Consider the following 15595-nt stretch of genomic DNA (forward strand, 5'->3'; position numbering starts at 1 on the left):
GGCGTCGGGGTGTTAAGCTAAAGAAAAGTGGTGGAAGGTGATGACGGTATGACACAGGTGACGGTAGCAGAAAAAATTACGGGCAACGTAGCGCGGTCGGTCAATCCATTGGGAATTCAACGGATGGTTCAGCAGCAGATTCAAGCAGTGACCGATGCAGACCGCTTTACCGGGCCACAACGCGCATTGATTCTGGGTGGCTCCTCCAGTTATGGTTTGGCTAGTCGAATCACTGCCGCCTTTGGTGCTGGAGCCGCCACCCTTTCTGTGGGGTACAGTCGACCGCCCCAGGATGATTATCTCGGTACCGCTAGTTGGTGGAACCAAGTTTACTTTAAACAGGCTGCTGAAGCGGCGGGATTACAAGCGGATAATATCAACGCCAACGCTTTTTTGCCGTCGACTAAGCGGGCTGTGATCGAGGCGATTCAAAGGAATTTTGGCGGGAGCATTGACCTCTTGGTCTATTCGATTGCTGCTCCGAAACGGCAAGATCCGGTTGACCCAGATAACGTTTGGCGTTCTGTCATCAAGCCAATTGGGCAACCCGTTAGCGACTTTTCCGTCAACCTTGAACACCAGCGATTAGAGTCAATTTCTTTAGAACCGGCGACTCCTGCTGAAATCAGTGCCACCACCCACGTCATGGGTGGTGAAGACTGGGAGCTGTGGGTGCATTCACTCCAGGCAGCGGGTGTGTTGGCCCCTAATTTCAAAACGATTCTTTATTCATATGAAGGGCCGCGTGCTACGGCAGCAATTTACCACGATGGGACGTTGGGTCGTGCTAAACGCGCAGCCGAGGTCAGTGCCCGCCGGTTACAGAGACAACTAGCTCCCGGTGGTGGGGAGGCCTTGATCAGCGTGAACCGGTCAGTAACGACCAAGGCGTCCGCTGTGATTCCGGGATTTTCTCGCTACTGTCTGGCACTTTATCAAGTTGAACAGGCGTTAGGCTTACGAGAACAAACGGGGGCCCACATTGACCGGTTGTTTCGGGACATGCTTTACGGGGCGCACCGGGAATATGATCAGGAGGGCCGCCTACGCCCGGATGCCCGCGAGTTAGCACCCGCAGTCCAGGTAGAAGTTGAACGCCTACTCCCACAGCTGACACCAGAGAATTTCTCACCGGAATTGATCGGCTATCAGGAATTTCGGCGGGAGTTCCGTCAGCTCAACGGGTTTGCGGTGCCGGGCGTGGGGGATGTCGTTGATTTGGACCAGCTTGCTGACTTGCAGTTTTAGGCGTTGCCTAGTTTCGCGGGGCTCAGTGACTATTTTGCGGAACGCGGCTGTATTTTTAACCGGTAGATGCATCTTTTTACTGGGGTAATGGGCCAAAAAGGTCTATAATATTTAGCAGTTTCTAGTGGGCCCCAGTCTGACGTTTGGCCCGCCAACGAATTCTAGACTCGAGGAGAAATTTAAACTTATGACCCCTTCAATTCAGATAATTTTTGCTAGTCAAACCGGCCGTAATCGGGCCATTGCTGGGCACTTGCAGGCCCAGCTTGCATCACGGGCACAGACAGTGATCACGGAAATCTCGCAGGTCGATGCCTTTGCCTTAACGCAAGCAGACGCTGTCATCATGGTGAGCTATACTTATCACGACGGCGATCTTCCGGACGAAGCCCAGGACTTCTTTGAAGACTTGAAGAAAGTCGACCTCGAACGGACAAAATTTGCTGTCTGTGGATCGAGTTCGAAGAGCCATATCCACTTTGGCCGAGCCGTTGACTATTTAACCATTCAATTCAATTCTAGCAACGGTGAACAAGTCGCAGACAGCGTTAAAATTGATCAAGATCCTGACGACGCAGACTATCAACGTCTGGATCAGCTAGCTCAGAACGTATTGGCCAGCTTAGCTTAGGAATTAATGACGAGGTGAAGACAAGATGTATTTACGTAAAGCACGGATGGAAGAATTAGATTTAGTTTGCGATATTATTGAAGATGGCAAGCAGCAACTGGCCGATGCAGGTATCGACCAATGGCAGGATGATTATCCTAACCGCAACATTATCAAGGGGGATATCGAAGATGGCCGGGCCGTTATTTATAACAGTGATGACCACGAAACGTTGGGCGTTGCCGTGATCAACGAGGCTCCCGACCACGCGTATGACACAATGGAAGGTGAATGGTTACGACCTTCTGACAAGTACGTGACGGTTCACCGGGTCGCCATTTTCTCCCATCATCAAGGGAAGGGCTACGCCTCTCAATTGTTCCGCGATTTGTTCGACTACATTGCCGAGAACCATTCGACGACTGATAGCATCCGGATTGATACCCACCGGGACAATACGAAGATGCAGTACTTAATTGAAAAATTTGGCTTCAAGCGGGTCGGTAAAATTGTTGGCGTTTATCAACCAACTGACTATTGCTACGTTTATGAAAAGTTACTCTAATCACAAAGCATTATCAGAGAAAATCTGGTAATGCTTTTTTGTTGCAGCCTAAAGGGGGCAAGCTTTCATTGGAAATTGGCCAAAAAATTAATCGATTAGGGGCATAATCTTTTAGCTAAATAATCATTGAATATAACCGGGTTCTGTTGCATAATGGCCAATATATTAAATTAATGATATCGTGGCATATTTCGAAGAAAAATTTGCGAAATGTGCAGAAATCAGGTAGCATTTTCTCATGAAGCTTTAATTTTTAATCAATTAGATAGAGAGAAGGAATTGGATTGCAAAGAAAACTAACTGCCCGCCAAATGCAGATGATTGCGTTGGGTGGAACAATCGGTGTCGGACTATTTATGGGGTCCGGTTCCACTATTAAATGGACGGGACCATCCGTCTTACTGGCGTACATAATTTCTGGGATGTTTTTGTATTTAATTATGCGGGCTATGGGTGAAATGTTGTACGTCCACCCTACGACCGGCTCATTCTCCACGTTTGCCAGAGAATACATGCACCCCGTCTTTGGTTACCTGACCGCTTGGAGTAACATTTTCCAGTGGATCGTCGTTGGAATGAGTGAAATGATTGCGTTGGGCGGTTACTTCCGTTTCTGGTGGCCAAACCTGCCGGAATGGATTCCGGGGTTAGTGGCAATCACTTTCCTGTGTATCGCCAACTTAGTCTCCGTTAAGATGTTTGGGGAACTGGAATTTTGGTTCTCACTCATTAAAGTGGTCACGATTATTTTGATGATTATCGTTGGTTTAGGCGTCATTCTCTTTGGTTTTGGGAATGGTGGCCATCCATTAGGGATTAGTAACTTATGGACGCACGGATTCTTTACCGGTGGGGCGAAAGGCTTTATCTACGCCATTGCCATCGTGCTAGCGTCGTATCAAGGGGTCGAGCTGATTGGGATTACCGCCGGTGAAGCTCAAAATCCACAGGAAACGTTGGTTAAGGCTATTCGTTCCACTGTGTTCCGGATTTTGATCTTCTACGTTGGGGCCATCTTCGTGATTGTCAGCATCTTCCCTTGGGACGAACTGAACTCTGTCGGGTCACCATTCGTGCAAACCTTTGCTAAGATTGGGATCACGGCGGCTGCTTCCATCATCAATTTCGTGGTTATCACGGCCGCACTGTCCGGATCGAACTCCGGGATTTACAGTGCCAGTCGGATGGCCTACACGTTGGCTGAAGAAGGTCAGTTACCTAAAAAGGCCGTTCAGCTGAACAAGCATGGTGTGCCTTACATCACAGTTATTGCGATTTCTCTTGGTATTGGTATTGGGGTCGTTTTAAACGTGGTGCTGCCACTGATTTACAAGGATGCTAGCCAAATCTTCGTGATGGTTTATAGTTCTAGTGTCTTACCTGGGATGATTCCTTGGTTCGTGATCTTGATCAGTGAAATTGACTTCCGAAAGAAGAAGGCCGACGAACTGGTCAATCACCCATTTACTATGCCATGGGCACCTTACTCAAACTACGTGACGTTAGTCTTTCTGGTTATTACGTTGTTCTTCATGTTCTTGAACCCTGAGACGCGGATCTCCATCCTCGTTGGGGTGGTCTTCTTGGCCATTATGACCGTGATCTACTTCGTGAAGTTCCAGCCTAAAGAAGCTGCTAAGGCTAAGCAACAGAACAAGCAAGACTAATTAGTTCAAATTAGTTCAAATGGCCGCCTGCGGCCGCCAGGACTGGTACCTGCTGTGGGGACCGGCGCGAGCCACAGTGCGGTCTCGCACCTCGACTTGAAACCACGCCAAGAACGCGTGTTTCCAAGCTCGTCCCGTGGCGTAACCTCGGTAAACCACCGAGCTAACGCCACTTTCACAGCCGGCACCAGTCCTGACGGCCTCCGGCTACGTTGGTGAGTAACCGCTACTTAGTAGTGGCTTATCAACTGTGCTAGTCTTGCTTTCGGTTGTTTAGACTGGATTAGCCGCGTTGTTAGTCCCACAATTTAGGTGTCATTTAACGGGATCTGCGAGTCGCTACTGATTTTTCTGTAGCTGACGGGCGGGTCCTTTTTATTTGGTGGACGGACGGTTGAATATTGGTAAAGGGCAATTAAGTTGGTTATACCAGCGATATTAGCGTGTTAGTTTAGGCAACTTAGAGTAGCCGATGTCTGGCGGTTTCTCGGCTTAACTTAGTAGTAATGACCACAAAGTTGTTACCAGTTAGCTCATAAAGAGTGATCCACCTAAGACCTTCAATGGTGACAACGTTAGGTCGCAATCAGAGCGGAGGTGGCCAGGAAGGGAGCCGGCCGTGACAGTGGTGTTAGCTGGCTGGCCAGCTTACAGCACGGGCGACTTTGAAGACACGGGGGCCTTCGTGGCTTCAAATCGAGCGAGAAGCCCGTACTTTGGCTGAAGCGTCCCCACAGCAGGCTACCTCCCTGGCCGCCGGAACGTCTAATTTAGCATTCAGCCTCTAGTTACGGATGATTAGTGGTAAGATAACTAAGACAATCAACGAACGGCGCATCTCACTTTAGGGGATGTCAAAATTTATTTCATTCATGGTTAAATTTGGAGGTAACTTACATGAGTCGACCCGGAAATTATGGTAAATCTAGTCGCATCAAAAAAATCCGACAATTGCACCGGCGTAAACAGTCGCAGGCCAGTCGCACCATCACTTGGGAGCAGACGGAGGACTTTCTGCTGGCCCGTTATCACCTGGTTCAGGGGAGAAAACTACCCCAACTGGTGGATGCCACGGTTCAGCGGTTCTTCAGTGAATGGCTGGAGACCGCTTTAGCCCAGGGAGAGCAACAGGTTCAGTGGGACATTGCCGCGATTTCAGCCACGACTTTGAAGCGCATTGGGAATCAGGTTCCCTGGCAGTTTTACGGTATTTTATTGGGACAGGTTATGCGTTGGCAGAAGTTCCTCCTGCGGGAGGGTCCCGCGGTGCCACTAGCCACCCCGCGGCAAATTATCACGCCGTTAACGGCGACCGCCTGGAAGGCCCTGGTGGCCGACCAGATAGCTGTTAACTTACTCACAGTCATGGCTACACCAGTGACCGTTGAACAGCGTGAGCGGCTTACTAAGAGCTTCCTGACTGCCGGCGAGGTCCAGTGGTCAGCGGTGGCTGCCCTCTTTGGACCAATGGGTTTCCAGGTGGCGGCTTCTGCGGACGAACCAGTCCGTCAATGGTTAAATGGGTTGTTGGCCTTAACTGTGGGCGACTTCCATGACTAAATGTGTAGATACGAAAGACTAGCGAAAAGCTGGCCTTTTTATTTTGGACAAGTTATTATCTTCATTGAATCAAGCGTCGGAGCTAGAAATGGTTTATTCGGTCAGACAGTCGGCGGACAAAGTGGTCGGCATGGAACAAGTTAGGTAAGTCACTAGCGGGTGGTTCAACCATTACCGGAGCTACTCGTTTACTCTAAAACTGGTAATCACGATATTATTTTAGAGGAGTGAGTATGATGACTCGCAGACTAAAGATTTCTCTGCTGAGTAGCCTAGCTGTCTTAGGATTAGGTGCCGGATTTATCGCGGCAGTTCCAGCTGTTGCGGCAACTACCGACACATCTTCAACTAGTGCAAGTAGCAGTTCTAGTAGTTCAGCGGGACCAACCTCTCAGACCACGACCACCACGGCCGAGTTTGATACGAGTCCCACTGCAGCGATTTCTCTCGATTCTGCACCGAACATCGGTTTTGGCACCAATGTAACGCCTAACAGTAAAGCCAATGGGAGTTACAAGGCTGTAACAGCGGACAACCCCGTCCAAGTTTCCAACCCTGGGTTACCTAGTGGGTGGAGCGTTCAATTGAAGAACACGCCATTTACGGACACAGCCGGGGACACCTTGGGTGGCGCTGTTTTATCGTTGGGGGCGGCTGACGTCGCTGCCGCTAACACCGGCAACCCATCGACTGCACCAACGGCTGGGGCTAGCACCTCTCTGAACGGCACCGGGACGAATCAAATCGTCTTCTCTGCTGCTACTAAGGGTGGCTTGGGTGTTTGGACCGCCGATTATGGTCTCGCTGACATCAACTTAGCTGTTCCAGCTGGGCAATTAGGTGGTACCTACACCTCGACGATGACCTGGCAGTTGAGCGACACACCACAGTAGGTGCAGTGACTATTCGGTGAGGATGGCGTTAATTTTCCTGACGACTGATGGGGGGAGTCAGCGATGATGAAACGAGGACTGAAACTTTTGCTCGCAATTGGGTTAGCACTTTTGGTGCTGGCCTGGAAATTACCAACGGCCGCTGCCGACAGTGTGGGCTATTCCGTCAGAGCAATTTTGCCAAGCAATCAGGATGATGCGCAGGCCAATTATTTTGCCTTGCGGGTTAAGCCGAAAGAACATCAACGTTTGGCAGTTCTGATCAATAACACCAGTAATAGCAGCCAGCAGTACCTGGTCAGTGTGAATCAAGCGGTCACCAACGATAACGGGGTGATCGACTACAGTCAGTTGAAACCTAAGTTAGATCCCTCACTGAAGGTGGGCACTAAGGACATCTTCACGAAGGGGTCGAATCAGAAAGTCACGGTTCCAGCAAATACTCAGAAACGGGTGTATCTCACCTACACCATGCCTGCAAAGCGGCTGCGGGGCATTATTCTTGGTGGGGTCTACGTTGAACAAGTGCCGTCAAAGACGCATAAGAAATCCGCGGCGAAAATCTTGCTCAATAACGCATTTGCGTACGCCATCGGGATTCGCCTGCGGGAGAGTCCATTGACGATAGTGCCAGACATGCAGTTACACCAGATCCAAGCGGTACAAATCAACCGACGCAATTTTATTACGGCTAATTTGCAAAACCCCCAGCCCGGTATTATGCAGCAACTCACGATCAATGCGCGCGTTACCAAAGTGAATTCCAACCAAACCTTGATCAGGCAGCAACAAGCTAATCTGGGGATGGCCCCGAATAGTAACTTTAACTTCGGCATTCCGTGGGGGAACCAGAACCTTCCAGCTGGTCGGTACACGCTCCACTTAGCGGCTAAGGCGGACGGGCAAAATTGGCAGTTCGCGCGGAACTTTACGATTGCTAACAAGACGGTACGGCGGCTGAACAAGACTGTTCTGACACCAGCTAAGCAGCCAAACTACTTGCTCTATGCCTTGTTAGGCTTACTGATTGCGATGTTGTTAGCCATCATTGGCTACCTGCTCTATCGCAATCGTCGGGAAAAATCAGCAAAATAGGAGGGATGAAAGTTGTTCAAACGGTGGTTGAGCGCTGGCTTGATTCTACTAGCCGTTTGTCTTGGGGGTAGTGTGATCACAGCCCGTGCTGATAATGATGACAAGCAGGCGCTGGCAACAGTGCCACAAGGAATTTTAATCAACAAGACAAACCCGTTCTTAACAACGGACACGACTAATAAGAGCTCGGCGACCATTGTGAACGGCGAGAATCCTGCTTCACCAGGAACGCAAGTCGCTGTTTTAACGAACGGCAAGAATCAGTTTGGATCAATTTGGTCCACGAATTCTGGCTATTGGAATCTAAAGAAGAATCAACGGCTGTCCGCGTGGCTATACTTGGGGAACCGAGGGAAATTAGCCGGTGAGGGCATGGCGTTTGTCCTGCAGAATGATTCACGTAATTTGGCAGCGATGCCGCAGTCTTCTGTAAAAAAGAAGGCACTTCCTGGTGAAACGTTAGGTGTCTGGGGCGTTGATAACAACAAGGCCCAGTCAACTAAAAACGGGATTGCGGCGACGGCTATTCAGAATAGTTGGGCACTGGAATTTGACACGCAATATAACGGGGTGACGGGCAGCAAGGCGCCTGGCAATGCCAACTCATTTGACGTTGGGATGGCGGGCGTCCATATTGCCTCGAACTACCCCGCACAGGCTTCTTCGTATGAACAACTCGTGACGGACTATGGTTTCTGGGGCGGTCTCTTTAGCAAAAAGGACTACCACTACCAGTTGATTCACCAGGGCTTGATTACCGATACCAATCATCCGGACTTCCTGTCGAATGGTAGCTGGCATCATCTCACGTTGAAGTGGGATGCCAAGGCCGAGAACATGACCTATATCTTTGACGACAAGAATCCAGTGACGGAAGCTAAGCTCCCTGGGAAGAGCCAGACGGTTCACATTGACACCAAGAAGATTGATCCGCAGCGGAGTAATCGGGCACGTTGGGGCTTTACCGCGACGACGACCGACCGGTACGAGAACAATATGGTCGTCTTTGAAAACATCCCGGGGTTGATCGTAGTCAACACCACTGGTGAAATCACGGATGTTAAACGGCAGCGGAAACTGACCACGGATAGTCAGGTTCTCAGTAATGATAAGCTACAAGTGGATTATCACCTTGATTATGAGGATGGCCAGCAGCCTTGGTCGGATATTCAGACGCACATTGATCTTCCAACTGGAATCACCTATGAGTCAGCTGAGGTGACCTATAGTCACGGGGCGACTCAGAAGATTCCGCTGGATAGTATTCGGGATGGCAAGCTGGCCATTCGGTTGGCAGAGAGCCTGAGTCAGAGCAATGCGCACGCGACCATTAAATTGCTAGGTCGGGCGGATACCGTCAAAGAAACTCAGGTCGTTCCGGCAGCGAGTGGCTCGTTTACCTCTTCAGCTCGAATCAGTTCGGCAGATACCCCCCAATTTATCATCAATCCGAACGCACATCTTGAGCTGACGGTAACCAGTAACCACGCTACCAGTCTGAACAAGGGCGAGGGCACCACGGTCAAAGGGCGAGTGGACGTTGTTTCCAACACAGCGACATCGCCTAAGGTCACGGTTCGCCCAGTTCTAAATGGTAAGCAACTGAACACGGTGACGGTTGAGAAGGATGGGACCTTCAAGATTCCGTTAGCGGGTAATCAGCTACAAGCCGGGACCAACCGACTCCGGTTGGTGGCCAAATCATTTTTGGGAGATACCTCCCAAACGGTGATTGTCCCCATTACGGTGGCTGGGGAATTGAAGTTTGCGGCTGTGTCGCCGAACGAAACGTTCGAGGCCAGCAAGCTAACGGGGAAGACCCAGTTCGTTAAGCGTCGGGGTGATTGGCAACTTGCTATCTCGGATACCCGGGGAACCGGTGAACAATGGACGTTGGTCGCCCAGGCATCGCAGTTTACCACCAGTGATGGGACAGCGATGTCGGGACAACCAGTCTACGTCGACGATTTTCGGGTGATTTCACTTGGCGAGACGCCAACGCCGGTCCTAACGCACACCACGGATGACGCTGTCGATGATGGCACGTTTGACGTTGCCAAGACTTGGACACCGGATACCGGAGTTCTGCTGGAACTAAATGGTGGCGCCGCTGCTGGTGACTACCAAGGAACCATTACCTGGACGTTGTTGGACGCACCTAACTAGTCTTTATATTGCCATTGGCAAGTGCCAGAAGGTATTCTGAATAGCACCTCACTGAATGGTCTTAAAAGGGTCACGGCAGTTTTGCCGTGACCCTTTTCTGTTTATATTGTTATCCGCTGATTGCCGTCTTCGGTTGCCAGGGCAGGCGCCAGCTGTGGGGATCGGAGTGAGCCACAGTGCGGTCTCACTCCTCGACTTGAAACCACGCCAAGTGCGCGTGTTTCCAAGCTCGTCCCGTGGGGTAACCTCGGAAAACCACCGAGCTAACGCCACTTTCACTGCTGACACCTGCCCTGGCAACCTACGGCTACATTGGTGGCTAATCGGCAATTTGTTTTAGTTGTTTTCGTCAGGACTGGGCTGATTCCCTCAGCGAAATGGCACGATTATCTTGTTCCAAATTTAAGCTAGGTATTTTGTAGAATGCCAATGCCCAAATCAAACAACGCCACACATTTGTCGTAGGCGACCAGGGATGGAGCTGGCAGTGAAAGTGGTGTTAACTGGTAGTTTTCCAGTTTACAGTACGGGCGACATTTGAGACGCTGGTCTTTAGCGGCTCCAAATCGAGTCGGAAGACCGTTCCTCAGTCTGGAGCGTCCCCACAGCTAGCGGAATCCCTGGTCGCCGGAGTACAGGCAACCATTCCAGAAACGGCGGTGACCGGTAAGGCGGCCAATATCAACAAACCCTAGCTCAACAGTTTCGTGACGAGTTTTTCGTAGATGGTGATGAACCGGTGGTACATGTCGAGGTCGACGTATTCGTTGACCTGGTGCGCCGTGATGTTACCCGGCCCGAAGACAATAACGTCGATGTCGGGGTTGGCTGCCAAGAATGAAGAGGCATCGGTGCCACCAGGAACGCCAATCAATGGCAAAGCCTGTTGTAGTTCAGTGCTCCCAATTTCCTTAGCAGCTTGAACCAGTGGTGTATCTTCCATGGTATGCATTGGCCGTAAATCACTGTGAATTTCCAACGTTAAGTCAGCACCGGCGGCGTTTAAGTCGGCGATGATGGCCTTGATAGCGACCGTGATGTCAGCGTTTGGCAGTTCGGGGATGGTCCGAATCTTAACGGAGAGGTCGGCGGTTGCGGGAACCGTGTTGATCTGTTCGCCACCCTTAACCATGGTAACGACCGGCGTAATTGCCCCCAAGACGGGGTTACGATAGTCCTTGATGGAGGCAAAGTAGTCCTCTTCTTTTTGATAGAAGGCCATCAGTGGTGTGATGGCGTTCTTCCCGATTTCTGGCATTGAGCTGTGGGCGGCCACACCCTTGGAGTGAACCGTGTAGGTCAAAGAACCCTTGTGGGCCAGTTCAATGAAGTGTTGTTCACCGGTTTGGTTGGCGTTTAAGAGTTTCTTGGCGCCGTCCTCGTTGATTTGTAGCATAAATTGAATCTGTTTTTGCAGCAGTAATTGCTTGTTGACCCCACTAGGTTCACCGACAATCAACGTGTCGAGGTCCTTAGCAAAGCCCTCCTCAGACAGCTGCTTGGCACCGTATTGGCCGTATTCTTCCCCAACCGTGGCCATTAACCGGAACGTTCCGTGAAGTGGCGCGTTCTGTTCCTTCAAATGAATCATGGCGAAGACCCCGGCCATCAAGCCGGACTTCATGTCGGACGTTCCCCGGCCAATCATCATGTTGTCCTTGATGGTGGCGGACAGCGCGTCGACTTGCCACTTGGCGGCGTCACCCAGGGCGACGATGTCTTCGTGACCATCGAACCCAGCGACGGGGCCATTGCCGTCACCAATTTCGGCGACCAGGCTGACCCGGTCGGGTTCGTAGGCGTAAGTTCGACTGTCGATGCCATGTTGCTTTAGTAAATCTGCGAGGTAATCGGCGACCAATTTTTCGTGGCCATTGACCGTATTTAATTTAATGATATCGCTTAATGCTTGGACTACTTCATCCATGTTGTATACCACCTTAGATTTGAAATTTATTCTGGATACTATAACCTATTAAGGAAAGAAACAATTGTGTACATTTTGATTACAGCACTTTTCCTGGGAAGGGTCAAGAAACTACGCAGTTAAATGTCGTCGATTACGTCAATCACTTGGTAGGTCGCAAATTGGTTGAGGTGGACGAGAAAGTCGTTCAACACGTGTCGGTCAGGAAAGGCACCCTCCAGGAGGTAATCAAACTTGCCAGTTGTACGGTAGTGGTGGCGGAAATCATTGTGGTGCGTCTTGATGAAGGCCAGGTAGGCCGACTGCTTTTGGGCTTGGACGGCAACTTGGATAAAGACTTGGCGGGGCAAGCCCACCTTGTCGAGGTCAACTTCAATCGTATAGTTGGTGATGACCCCCGTATCTTCTAACCGTTGAATCCGAGCGGCAACTGCCGGCGCGGTCAAATGGACCAGCTGGGCTAGATGGCTGACCTTGATGCGGCTGTCACGGTTAAGTTCTTTGATAATGGCAAGATCAATTTCGTCTGACATGGTGAACACCTTGTTTTCTAAGTTTTCGGGGCTAAAACTCTTTCATTTTAATATTAACAGTCGCTACTTCGGCGTGTAAAGTAGACAATGCTGCTGAGAAAAACTTTGTAAGCTGTTTACTTCGGTTATGGGGTGAACATTTGTATAATTGACCCTATGCACAGACAGCAGGGGTATCGGCTGAGATGGTGTAAAATGCCTTGATTCTCCGGTAACCTTGCGAGTTTAAGGACCTGTCCAAGTTGTTTAAGCGGCAGATGAGTCCGGAAATTTATTTGTAAAAATTATTGGTCGGAGGTCAACATGATAGAATTTAAAAACGTTAGTAAGCGTTACAGCGGTAACCAAGCCATCGATGATCTGAACCTGACCATTCCGACGGGGGACTTTTTTGTGTTGGTTGGTCCCAGTGGGAGTGGGAAGACGACCACCCTCAAGATGCTCAACCGCTTGATTGCGCCTACCGACGGCAACATTTATTTCAATGACAAACGGTTGATCGACTATGACCTGACCCAGTTACGGTTACAGATGGGTTATGTCCTACAAAACATTGCGTTATTTCCTAATTTAACGATTCAAGATAACATTGCCATTCAGGCAGAATCACTGGGCTGGCCCCGCAAGCAACGAATCGAACGAGCCCGGACGCTCCTTCAACAGGTGGACTTGGATCCGGATAAATATGCGACCCGGATGCCCAGTGAACTGTCCGGTGGGGAACAACAACGAGTTGGTATCATTCGGGCATTAGCGATTAAGCCCAAGGTCGTTTTGATGGATGAACCGTTCAGTGCGTTGGACCCGATTTCCAGAAAACAGTTACAGGACTTGGTTCTCCGGCTTCATCATGAATTAGACATGACCTTTGTCTTCGTGACGCACGATATGCACGAGGCCTTGCGGTTGGGCCAACACATTGCGGTGATGCGGTTGGGACACATTCAACAGGTGGGAACGAGTGCAGAAATCATGCAACATCCCGCTAACGACTTTGTTCGCGGCTTCTTTGAAAATGAGCACGCGCCCCAAGTATTAACCGTGCAGACTCTATTGGATGCGGGTTACGGGACGCCGGTCACGACGCCAGCAACGTTGGCAGTTACAGCACCAGTACGTGACTTGGCGGCAGCGTTGCAAACGGCCAGTGCGGTCGTGGTGGCGACTCCGACTGGGTCCCAGTCGCTGACGACGCCAGATTTATTGGACTATTTAGCCACGAAGGAGGCGGACTAGCTTGCAACAGATTATGCATATTTTGCAGACCCAGGGTGGGGACATCGTTCACGCCATTGGCCAGCATATTGGGTTGTCCCTGATTTCGCTACTGATTGCGGCAGTCATTGCCATTCCCCTGGCTATCGTCTTGATGAATCACAAGCGGTCAGCCAACGTGATGCTGCAGATCACCAGTGTTTTGCAGACGATTCCCAGTCTAGCATTGTTGGGGATTCTGATTCCCATCGTGGGGATCGGGACGATTCCGTCAATCATTGCCTTAGTGATCTACGCAGTGATGCCCATCTTTCAAAATACCTATTCCGGGTTAACGACGATTGATCCGAACCTGGAAGAAGCGGCGACGGCGTTTGGGCTGTCCCGCCGGATGAAATTATTTCGAATTGAGTTGCCGTTGGCTTTGCCAATGATCATCTCGGGTATCCGTATCGCCATGGTCATGATCATTGGGACCGCGACGTTGGCTGCCCTGATTGGTGCCGGTGGTTTAGGGACCTACATTCTGTTGGGGATTGAAACCAACAATAACGCGTTACTGATTATTGGGGCCGTCCTGTCCGCCATTTTGGCATTAGTCTTTGGTGCTGCAATCGACTGGTTGGGTCGGCTGTCGTTTAAAAAAGTCGGCATCATCTTAGCCACGTTGGTGGTCTTAATTGGGGGCTTCGCAGGCTATCGTAAGTTGGTCAAACCAGAAACGACCATTACCATTGCCGGGAAGATGGGCAGCGAGCCCGAGATTCTGATCAACATGTACAAGGACCTGATTGAGAACGACCACCCCAACATGAAGGTCAGCACCAAGGCCAACTTTGGTGGGACCAGTTTCCTGTTCAAGGCCTTGAAGTCAGGTTCCATCGATATTTATCCTGAGTTTACTGGAACGGTGCTGGAGTCGCTAGTGACGGGGCAGAAGTCAGCGAGTCATAATCCGGCGACCACTTACCGGGTGGCGAAGCAAGCGCTCAAATCGCAACAACAGCTCGCCTACCTGAAGCCCATGAAGTACCAAAATGGGTACGATTTGGCAGTGACGAAACAGTTTGCGAAGACCTACAACTTAAAGAACGTTTCAGACTTAGTGGCCGTTGAAGATAAGATTCACGCTGGGTTTGATCCGGACTTCTATCAACTGAAGGATGGCTATCCTGGATTAAGTAAGGCTTACAATCTTAAATTTGCCAGTGCCAAGACGATGGAACCTTCCATTCGTTACAAGGCGATTGCCAATGGGAAGGTCAACCTGGTCGATGGGTACACGACCGATCCCGAGATTCAGGAGTACCATTTGGTGGTCTTGAAGGATGACAAGCAGTTCTTCCCACCTTATCAGGGCGCACCGTTGATGACGGAAAAATTATTGACGCAGCATCCGGAACTCCGGACGACGTTGAACAAGTTAGCCGGTAAGGTGTCAACAACTGACATGCAGAAAATGAATTACCGGGTGACCGTTAAGCACGAGAAGGCCGCAACCGTTGCGCGGGACTACTTGAAGAGTCACGGTTTGTTGAACTAGAGAGAACTGTCAAAAATGAAAGCAATTGTCGTAGAACATTCCGGCGGTCCAGAAGTATTGACGGTACATGAGGTCGACCGGCTAAAGTGTTTGCCTTACAAGATATGCGTGTGGCTCACGAATATTTAGCGAGCCATCAGAGTTTTGGCAAAGTGGTGGCCCTTTCCTAAAAACCACTTGACAATTATGAGGCCGGAGCATAAACTTATCATTAATTTCTAATCGAATTGTCATAATCTCAGCTAGGAGAAGAGTAGTGACGACGCCGCTGTTCAGTGAGCCCGGTAAGTGGAAACGGGCCAGTGGTTAGCCATGAAGATGAGCTCCCGATAGCTATCAAGCGGTTCACGCTGCTTGATCGGTAGGAACCGTTAACTTTCCGGGTATCAATTGGTACCGTTGAGGCAGAGTCTGTGAAGGCTGTGTGAATTAGGGTGGTAAAACGACGCGTTCGTCCCTAGAACTAAGCAATTAGTTCTGGGATGAGCGCGTTTTTTTATGCCTTTAGGCCCGGTTGAGCACGCTAAAGCGTGCGAAACAAAAAACCACCCGCTATGCGGGCGGATAGTAAAT

The 15595-nt window shown here is 50.2% G+C and carries 12 protein-coding genes; 10 read left to right on the forward strand and 2 right to left on the reverse strand.

Annotation, left to right across the window (positions count from 1 at the left end; translation table 11 throughout):
- Positions 1 to 48 precede the first annotated feature (48 nt).
- The 8 genes from fabV to EKM87_RS01210 all read left to right on the forward strand — a co-directional run bounded on the left by fabV (position 49) and on the right by EKM87_RS01210 (position 9804).
- Entirely contained in the window at positions 49 to 1248 is a 1200-nt protein-coding gene (fabV, locus tag EKM87_RS01175) for an enoyl-[acyl-carrier-protein] reductase FabV (protein ID WP_125680977.1), read from the forward strand.
- A gap of 187 nt (positions 1249 to 1435) precedes the next feature.
- Positions 1436 to 1879, forward strand: a complete 444-nt coding sequence (locus EKM87_RS01180; RefSeq protein WP_125680980.1) for a flavodoxin domain-containing protein — start codon at positions 1436 to 1438, stop codon at positions 1877 to 1879.
- A 25-nt stretch (positions 1880 to 1904) separates the two neighbouring features.
- On the forward strand, positions 1905 to 2423 hold the full coding sequence (locus tag EKM87_RS01185) for a GNAT family N-acetyltransferase (RefSeq protein WP_125680982.1): 519 nt from the start codon (positions 1905 to 1907) through the stop codon (positions 2421 to 2423).
- A 284-nt stretch (positions 2424 to 2707) separates the two neighbouring features.
- Positions 2708 to 4090 (forward strand): amino acid permease, encoded by a 1383-nt coding sequence (locus EKM87_RS01190; RefSeq protein ID WP_125680984.1) that lies wholly within the window; start codon positions 2708 to 2710, stop codon positions 4088 to 4090.
- 897 nt (positions 4091 to 4987) lie between these two features.
- A complete protein-coding gene (locus EKM87_RS01195) occupies positions 4988 to 5650 on the forward strand; it encodes a hypothetical protein (RefSeq protein ID WP_125680986.1) in 663 nt (220 codons plus the stop codon).
- 236 nt (positions 5651 to 5886) lie between these two features.
- The gene (locus EKM87_RS01200) at positions 5887 to 6543 is read left to right on the forward strand and encodes a WxL domain-containing protein (protein WP_125680988.1); all 657 of its coding nucleotides are present in this window, start codon (positions 5887 to 5889) and stop codon (positions 6541 to 6543) included.
- A 63-nt stretch (positions 6544 to 6606) separates the two neighbouring features.
- Positions 6607 to 7638: a DUF916 and DUF3324 domain-containing protein gene (locus tag EKM87_RS01205; RefSeq protein WP_225428368.1), complete on the forward strand. Its 1032-nt coding sequence runs from the start codon at positions 6607 to 6609 to the stop codon at positions 7636 to 7638.
- 12 nt (positions 7639 to 7650) lie between these two features.
- Complete coding sequence (locus EKM87_RS01210; RefSeq protein WP_125680989.1) at positions 7651 to 9804, forward strand: WxL domain-containing protein; 2154 nt, start codon at positions 7651 to 7653, stop codon at positions 9802 to 9804.
- A gap of 691 nt (positions 9805 to 10495) precedes the next feature.
- On the opposite strand, the gene EKM87_RS01215 is transcribed toward EKM87_RS01210, so the two are convergent.
- Both EKM87_RS01215 and EKM87_RS01220 read right to left on the reverse strand, forming a co-directional pair.
- Entirely contained in the window at positions 10496 to 11731 is a 1236-nt protein-coding gene (locus EKM87_RS01215) for an ArgE/DapE family deacylase (protein ID WP_125680991.1), read from the reverse strand.
- A 119-nt stretch (positions 11732 to 11850) separates the two neighbouring features.
- A complete protein-coding gene (locus EKM87_RS01220) occupies positions 11851 to 12264 on the reverse strand; it encodes an Lrp/AsnC family transcriptional regulator (protein ID WP_125680993.1) in 414 nt (137 codons plus the stop codon).
- 303 nt (positions 12265 to 12567) lie between these two features.
- Between EKM87_RS01220 and EKM87_RS01225 the strand changes: the two genes are divergently transcribed.
- Together EKM87_RS01225 and EKM87_RS01230 are read left to right on the forward strand one after the other, a co-directional pair.
- The gene (locus tag EKM87_RS01225; RefSeq protein ID WP_125680995.1) at positions 12568 to 13500 is read left to right on the forward strand and encodes an ABC transporter ATP-binding protein; all 933 of its coding nucleotides are present in this window, start codon (positions 12568 to 12570) and stop codon (positions 13498 to 13500) included.
- 1 nt (position 13501) lies between these two features.
- Positions 13502 to 15022, forward strand: coding sequence for an ABC transporter permease/substrate-binding protein (locus tag EKM87_RS01230; protein WP_125680997.1), 1521 nt, complete (start codon positions 13502 to 13504; stop codon positions 15020 to 15022).
- Positions 15023 to 15595 lie beyond the last annotated feature (573 nt).

Source organism: Levilactobacillus yonginensis, assembly GCF_003946265.1.
Taxonomy (GTDB): domain Bacteria; phylum Bacillota; class Bacilli; order Lactobacillales; family Lactobacillaceae; genus Levilactobacillus; species Levilactobacillus yonginensis.